The sequence below is a fragment of the Ensifer sp. 22521 genome (genome assembly GCF_052044795.1).
Classification (GTDB): Bacteria; Pseudomonadota; Alphaproteobacteria; order Rhizobiales; family Rhizobiaceae; genus Ensifer.
Map to the genome: position 1 here is coordinate 109,816 of NZ_JBQENM010000021.1, position 6,284 is coordinate 116,099.

General features: G+C 62.1%; 6 protein-coding genes. All 6 read left to right on the forward strand.

What is annotated here, in order from left to right; translation table 11 throughout:
• The first annotated feature begins 8 nt into the window (after positions 1-8).
• Entirely contained in the window at positions 9-995 is a 987-nt protein-coding gene (locus ACTJKE_RS26755; protein WP_082663495.1) for an ABC transporter permease, read from the forward strand.
• Positions 995-1,789 carry an ABC transporter permease gene (locus tag ACTJKE_RS26760; protein WP_058327161.1) on the forward strand — a complete coding sequence of 265 codons (795 nt, stop codon included), beginning with the start codon at positions 995-997 and terminating at the stop codon, positions 1,787-1,789. Before ACTJKE_RS26755 ends, ACTJKE_RS26760 begins: the two co-directional genes overlap by 1 nt.
• Positions 1,789-2,874, forward strand: a complete 1,086-nt coding sequence (locus ACTJKE_RS26765; RefSeq protein WP_058327160.1) for an ABC transporter ATP-binding protein — start codon at positions 1,789-1,791, stop codon at positions 2,872-2,874. The genes ACTJKE_RS26760 and ACTJKE_RS26765 overlap by 1 nt, the downstream gene beginning before the upstream one ends.
• Before the next feature lie 68 nt (positions 2,875-2,942).
• Positions 2,943-4,073 (forward strand): NAD/NADP-dependent octopine/nopaline dehydrogenase family protein, encoded by a 1,131-nt coding sequence (locus ACTJKE_RS26770; protein WP_197423435.1) that lies wholly within the window; start codon positions 2,943-2,945, stop codon positions 4,071-4,073.
• Positions 4,070-5,254 (forward strand): glycine C-acetyltransferase, encoded by a 1,185-nt coding sequence (locus tag ACTJKE_RS26775; protein WP_440692954.1) that lies wholly within the window; start codon positions 4,070-4,072, stop codon positions 5,252-5,254. The genes ACTJKE_RS26770 and ACTJKE_RS26775 overlap by 4 nt, the downstream gene beginning before the upstream one ends.
• 11 nt (positions 5,255-5,265) lie before the next feature.
• Positions 5,266-6,284 (forward strand): L-threonine 3-dehydrogenase (gene tdh, locus ACTJKE_RS26780; protein WP_440692139.1); only part of this gene is annotated, 1,019 nt, incomplete at its 3' end.

A 6,284-nucleotide genomic window follows, 5' to 3' on the forward strand; every position in this document is an offset into this window, starting at 1 on the left:
ACAATTCAATGGCCGTGGGAACAAGTACAGCGGATGGGGGTATCCCCGCCTATGCCGCTCAAATGAAGTACTCGACAGGCATTGCCCGGGTGATCCACTCGCCGGCCTATCGATATACGTTGGGTGCCGTTACCGAGTGGCGATACGGACGCATCCTGCTGTTGGCCGGCGTGCCGGTTGTCTGGATGCTGATGATGCATATCGGCCCCATCTACGAAATGCTGCGCATCAGTCTTCTGTCCAGCTACCCGCCGCAGCCTGGCGTGGAAGCCAATTTCACGCTCGACAACTACGCGCTGTTCTTCAGCGAGAAACTCTACTGGATGCCGCTGCTGCGTAGCTTCGTCTACGCCTCGATTGCAACTGCCGTAACCCTGATCGTGGTCTATCCGGTGGCCTATTATGTGGCAAAAGTGGTCTCGCCCGGGGGCAGGTCGCGAGCGCTACTCTTGCTCTTGGCACCGTTCTGGGCCGGCGAAATCATCCGCATCTTCTCGGTCATCATGCTTCTGGCCAATCGTGGTGCAGTCAACGTGCTTCTGCGGGAGATCGGGCTCACCGACCGTCCCATCCAGATGCTCTACACTTCCTTTTCGATCAGCTTCGGCCTGGTCTACATGGTCTGCCTGTACATGTTGTTGCCGCTCTATTCGGCGATCGAGAAGATTCCAAAGTCCCTGCTTGATGCGTCAGCCGACCTCGGGGCAGGGCCGTTCACGCGCTTTCGCCGCATCGTGCTGCCGCTTTCGCGTGATGGCATCGTCTCGGGTTGTTCGCTGGTCTTCCTCACCTGCATGGGCGTGTTTGCTGCCCCCATCCTGCTTGGCGGGCCGACCACGAGCATGTTCTCCGAAACGATCAGCAGCTTCTTCCACGGTGCTAGCAGCCGCTGGCCGGCGGGTGCCGCCTTCGCAATGATCATGCTGGCTGCATCCCTCGTGACCGTGGGTCTGTTCATGCGGGTCGTCGGCGGCTCGAAGCAAAGGACATTCTGATGCGCGCCATGTTTCTCGATTGGCCGGGACTGGCTCTCAAGTCCTTCTACTGGCTGTTTGTCCTCTATCTGTTTCTGCCGCTGTCGCTGATGGTCGCTGTCAGCTTCAAGGATGCGAGCTTCATCTCGTTTCCGCTCGGAAACCTGACGATCGACTGGTACGCCAAGGTCATTCAGGACAAGCAGTTCCTGGACGCCTGCCTTTACACCATCATGATCGCCGCGGCGACGACAGCCATCGCAACGGTGATCGGGGTCTGGATCGCGATGTTGATCGGATCGCTGCGCGGTGCCGCTCAATACGTGGCCTTCGCCGTGGCCTGTCTGCCAGCCGTGGTGCCGGGCATGATTTCGGCGATCTCGCTGCGCATTTTCATCACGACCATAGATCTTCCGACCGGCACGGCAGCCATCATTCTCGGCCACGTCGTTCATGCCGTTCCTTTTGTGGTGGTTATGGTGCTGACGCGACTGCGTTCCATGCCGGGCAATCTGGTCGATGCCGCGCGCGATCTCGGTGCGGACAGCATCGTCACCTTTTTCCGCGTCACCCTTCCTTACCTGGGACCGGCGATATTCGGCGGCATGATCTTCTGCCTGCTGCTGTCGAGCGATGACTTCGTCCGCACCTTCTTCCTCGGCGGCTATCGCCCGACGCTGCCGATGCTCATCTTCGCCCGCGTACAGTCCGGCATGTCGCCGGAGATCAACGTCATGGCCACGCTCGTCCTGGTCGTAACGGCCGTGGTCGGGCTTTACGCAGAATATCTCACACGTCGTTCGAGGATCCGCTGATGGAACCGGTTGTTCAGTTCGAAAATGTCAGAAAGAGCTTCGGTAGCTTTGTCGCGGTCGATAATCTCAACCTCAACATAGAGCGCGGCAAGTTCGTCACGCTGCTCGGCCCTTCCGGCTGCGGCAAGTCGACGACGCTGCGCATGCTCGGCGGTTTCGAAACACCCACGAGCGGCCGCATCCTGCTCTCCGGCCGCGACGTGACCCAGGTTCCGCCGAACCGGCGCAACGTGAACATCGTGTTTCAGGATTATGCGCTGTTTCCGCACATGACCGTCGCGAAGAACATCGCCTTCGGCCTGGAGTTGAAGGGGCGCGACAACCGGCAGATCCAGAAGCGGGTATCGGAACTTCTGGAACTCGTACAGTTGCAGGAACTCGCAAGCCGCCTTCCGTCCGAGCTGTCGGGCGGTCAGCGCCAGCGTGTCGCTTTGATGCGAGCGCTGGCGCCCGATCCTGACGTTCTCCTGCTCGACGAGCCGCTTTCTGCACTCGACGCGAAGCTTCGCCAGACCATGCAGGTCGAGCTCAAGGCGATCCAGGAGCAGACCGGCAAGACGTTCATGTTCGTCACCCACGATCAGGAAGAGGCACTGACCATGTCGGATACGATCGTGGTCATGAACAATGGCCGGATCGAGCAGATGGGCGATCCGGCGACCCTGTACAATCAGCCGGGCTCCGCTTTCGTGGCGACCTTCCTCGGCGAAACCAATCTGTTGCGTTCCGATGTCGTGGGCACCGAGGCCGGCGAGGCTGCGGTGCGCTGGAACGGTGTGACGATCAAGACCTCCGCCGGCGCGCTTTCTCCGAAGCCGGGCGATGCGATCTATGTCGTGTTGCGCCCGGAAGCGATCCAATGTTCGGCCCGCGAACCAAGCGTGCCGAACCGGGTGCAGGGGCGGATCCGCCAGCGCGTCTTCAAGGGCAACCACACATCGCTCAAGGTTGAGATCGGTGACGGGCATATGCTCAACGCGCTCGTCCATCCGAGTGAAGTGGAAGGCCTCAGCCGCGACGACATCTGGGTGGGCTGGCCGTCCGAAGCGACCACAATGATCCCCTCCCGAAACGCGGCGTCATAGCCGCAGCGTCTTAACGACGGGCGCCTGGCGGCGCCCGTTACCCGATATCAGTTAAAATGGAAAACGATATGCGAGTAGGTATCGCGGGTGCGGGCTCTATTGCCTTTGGCACCGCCGCACTTCTTGAAAAACTGGGACACAAGGCAACGCTCTGGTCGCCATCCGGCACAGGGACCTTGGCGCTCACCGCGGGAGAAAGCCTGACGGCCGAGGGTGCCGTCGAAGGCGTGTTCGATCCGGCGGTCGCTCAGAGCGCAGCAGATCTGGTCAGCGGCGCGGATGCGGTCGTCATCGCGTTGCCGGCCTACGGTCACAGGTTCGTCCTGGACGCAATCGCGCCCCATCTCACGGCTGGACAGGTGGTGATTTTCAGTTCGCACACCTCGTTTGGAGCGCTCTATCTTTCCTCGCTTCTGGCTCAGCGCAGCATAACCGTGCCGATCGTTGCCTGGGGGACGACGATCGTCAGCGGCAGGAAGCTCGGCCCGGCGTTGGTCCAGGTGAACACCATCCGCAAGCAGGTCGACCTGGCGACCGTTCCGACGTCGGAGAGTGCCCGGGGATACGCAGTCTGCACGGCGCTCTTCGGCGATCATTTCGTTGATCGCGGCAGCCTGCTGGCAATCGCCCTGTCGAACCTGAATCCGCAAAATCACCTAGGGATCGCGCTTGGCAACATGTCGCGCATGGAACGCGGCGAGAGCTGGGTTCAGGCCCAGAACGTCACCCCCAATATAGGCCGTCTTCTGGAGACGCTCGATCGCGAGCGCCTGGCCATAGCCGAGAAGTTGGACCTGAAAGTGCGCGACATTTTCCAACATTTCCACCTGTCGTTCCATGTTCCCGTCAGCACCATCTCGCAAATGAACCAGGAGATGCACCAGGCCGGCCACTGCGGCACCGGTCCCGCCACGGCGGACAGCCGTTACGTGACGGAAGATGTCCCCTTTGGCTTGGTCGTCACGGCTCAACTCGCGCGCCTGGCCGGATGCCCGGCGGTCCTGCATGAGTCGGGTATCCGCATTTTCTCGGCGATGTACGGTCGGGACTTCGAAGGCGAGAACGACATCCTTCCGGAACTGGGGCTTGAGCGACTGGATCTCGAAGGTCTCGATGCGCTCTGCCGCAGCGGCTTCCCGCCGGTCGCAGCGAATTGCCCGCAGAGGCGGCGCATCGAGCCGAGGGAAGCGTCTGAATGAACGATTTTCTGTCCCATCTTCGTTCTGAACTCGAGGGCCTGAAGACGGCCGGGCTTTACAAGTCGGAGCGTGTCATCACCTCGAAGCAGGCGGGCGCGATCGAGGTCGCCTCGGGCGACCGCGTGCTCAACTTCTGCGCCAACAACTATCTCGGCCTTGCCGACAACGCGGAACTGACTGAAGCCGGCAAGAAGGCGCTCGACCGTTACGGCTACGGCATGGCCTCGGTGCGCTTCATCTGCGGCACGCAGGAGGAGCATAAGCAACTCGAGGCGCGCATCTCGTCGTTTCTCGGCCTGGAAGACACCATCCTCTATTCCTCCTGTTTCGACGCCAATGGCGGCCTGTTCGAAACGCTGCTTGGCGAGGAGGACGCGATCATCTCCGACGCGCTCAACCACGCCTCGATCATCGACGGCGTGCGCCTCTCCAAGGCCAAACGCTTCCGCTACGCCAACAACGACATGGCGGCGCTGGAGGAGGAGCTGAAGAAGGCGGAGGGCAGTCGCTTCAAGCTGATCGCCACCGACGGCGTGTTCTCGATGGACGGCATCATCGCCAACCTGCAAGGCGTCTGCGACCTCGCCGACAAATACGGCGCCATGGTCATGGTCGACGACAGCCATGCGGTCGGCTTCGTCGGCAAAAATGGCCGCGGCTCGGCCGAACATTGCGGCGTCGAGGGCCGCATCGACATCATCACCGGCACGCTCGGCAAGGCGCTCGGTGGTGCCTCGGGCGGTTATACCTCGGCCAGGGCCGAGGTCGTCGAGTGGCTGCGGCAGCGCTCGCGGCCCTATCTGTTTTCCAACACGCTGGCGCCGGTCATTGCCGCCGCCTCGCTCACGGTCTTCGACCTGATCGAGAACGGCGATGCACTGCGGCAGCGGCTCTATGCCAATGCCACCCTGTTCCGCACCGAGATGTCGAAACTCGGCTTCACGCTCGCCGGCGAAGGGCACCCGATCATCCCGGTCATGCTCGGCGATGCGGCGCTCGCCCAGGAGATGGCGGCGCGCATGCTGCAGAAGGGCGTCTATGTCATCGGCTTTTCGTTCCCGGTGGTGCCGAAGGGCCAGGCGCGCATCCGCACGCAGATGTCGGCGGCCCACAGCGAGAACGACGTACGCCGGGCGATCGCCGCCTTCGAAGCGGTCGGCCGCGAGCTTGGCGTGATCTGAGGGAGAGACTGATGACGAACATGATGAAGGCGCTGGTGAAATCGAAGCCGGAAGAAGGCCTCTGGATGGAGCGGGTGCCGGTGCCGGAGATCGGCCCGAACGACGTGCTGATCAAGGTGAAGAAATCGGCGATCTGCGGCACCGACGTGCATATCTGGAACTGGGACCAGTGGGCGCAGAAGACCATTCCGGTGCCGATGGTCGTCGGCCACGAGTTCATGGGCGAGATCGCCGAGGTCGGCTCGGCCGTCACCAAGTATCATGTCGGCGAGCGGGTGTCGGGCGAGGGCCATATCGTCTGCGGCAAATGCCGCAACTGCCGCGCCGGCCGTGGGCATCTGTGCCGCAACACGCTCGGCGTCGGCGTCAACCGCCCGGGCTCCTTCGGCGAGTTCGTCTGCCTGCCGGAATACAACGTCGTGCCGATCCCTGAGGACGTGCCCGACGAGATCGCGGCGATCTTCGATCCGTTCGGCAATGCCGTGCACACCGCCCTTTCCTTCGATCTCGTCGGCGAGGACGTGCTCGTCACCGGCGCCGGGCCGATCGGTATCATGGGCGCGCTGGTTGCCAAGCGCTCGGGCGCGCGCAAGGTGGTGATCACCGACATCAACCCGACGCGGCTGGCGCTCGCCAAGAGCGTCGGCATCGACTACGTCGTCGACGCCTCGAAGCAAAACCTCGCCGACGTGATGAAGGCGATCGGCATGACCGAGGGCTTTGATGTCGGGCTGGAGATGTCGGGGGCGGCACCGGCCTTCCGCGACATGATCGACAAGATGAACAATGGCGGCAAGATCGCCATCCTCGGCATTGCGCCGGCCGGCTTCGAGATCGACTGGAACAAGGTGATCTTCAAGATGCTCAACCTCAAGGGCATCTACGGCCGCGAGATGTTCGAGACCTGGTACAAGATGATCGCCTTCGTGCAAGGCGGCCTCGATCTTTCTCCCGTCATCACCCACCGCATCAGGATCGACGAATTCCGCGACGGCTTCGAGGCCATGCGCTCCGGCAATTCCGGCAAGGT